Genomic DNA, 1,412 nt, shown 5'->3' on the forward strand with positions numbered 1-1,412 from the left:
TAGCCGTTTGCAAGGTCAGCTGCTGTCACGGTGTAGTTCACACCATTGACATTCACCACTGTGCCGTCAAGCGCATCCGGTCCCAACGCCACTTGTGCATTGAAGCTGCCATCTGTGCCTAACTCGTCTGCATTTAAGATACCGTCGCCATTTAGGTCTTCAGGAATCGTGATCGCACCGATCAGGTCTGCAGGGACTGTATCAACCGTTACTGTCACGTCTGCATCTGCAACATCGACATTACCTTGTGCATCCACTGCTTCTGCATGGATCGCTACAGGGCCTTCGCCTGTCACAGGAATCGCTGCTGTGATATAGCCGTTTGCAAGGTCAGCTGCTGTCACGGTGTAGTTCACACCATTGACATTCACCACTGTGCCGTCAAGCGCATCTGGTCCCAACGCCACTTGTGCATTGAAGCTGCCATCTGTGCCTAACTCGTCTGCATTTAAGATACCGTCGCCATTTAGGTCTTCAGGAATCGTGATCGCACCGATCAGGTCTGCAGGGACTGTATCAACCGTTACTGTCACGTCTGCATCTGCAACATCGACATTACCTTGTGCATCCACTGCTTCTGCATGGATCGCTACAGGGCCTTCGCCTGTCACAGGAATCGCTGCTGTGATATAGCCGTTTGCAAGGTCAGCTGCTGTCACGGTGTAGTTCACACCATTGACATTCACCACTGTGCCGTCAAGCGCATCTGGTCCCAACGCCACTTGTGCATTGAAGCTGCCGTCTGTGCCTAACTCGTCTGCATTCAGGATACCGTCGCCATTTAAGTCTTCAGGAATCGTGATCGCACCGATCAGGTCTGCAGGGACTGTATCAATAGTAAGCGTAGCTGTATCTGTAGCCGTATTACCAGCTGGATCAGTTGCAGTTACAGTCACTGTATGTGGACCATCTATTAATGCAGGCAAAATATTATCTGCGAGCGTCCAAGTACCATCACCATTGTTAGTCGCTGGATAATCGATACCATCAACATTTACAACAACGGTTGCTGTTGGATCATCAATAGCTCCTGTTAAAGCAGGAGTCGTGTCATTAGTAGTTAAATCATCTAAAGATACAACTGGCAAACTAGTATCAATGGTCACCACTGCAGTATCGTTACCTACGTTACCTGCTGCATCTGTTGCAGTCACGGTAATGGTGTGTGGACCGTCTGCGAGTGTTGGAAGTGTATTGTCTGCAAGCGTCCAGGTGCCGTCGCCATTGTTCACTGCCGGATAGTCAACGCCATCCACATTGACAACTACAGTTGCTGTCGGGTCGTTCACTGTACCAATAAGTGCTGGTGTGCTGTCATTCGTCAACACGTCATCCAGCGCAACCACAGGTGCTGTGATGTCTGCTGAAACTGTGCCTGTACCTGGCAATGAAGTGTTGCCTGCAGGGTCAGT

Annotated in this window: 1 protein-coding gene; it reads right to left on the reverse strand. The window is 50.2% G+C overall.

The genetic code is table 11. The annotated features are described in order from the left end of the window. Positions 1-1,412, reverse strand: a 1,412-nt coding sequence (locus tag AC6BYQ_RS28275; protein ID WP_498057909.1) for an Ig-like domain-containing protein, incomplete at both ends; no start/stop codon positions are given.

It is taken from the genome of Serratia sp. LTN-2 (assembly GCF_059740205.1).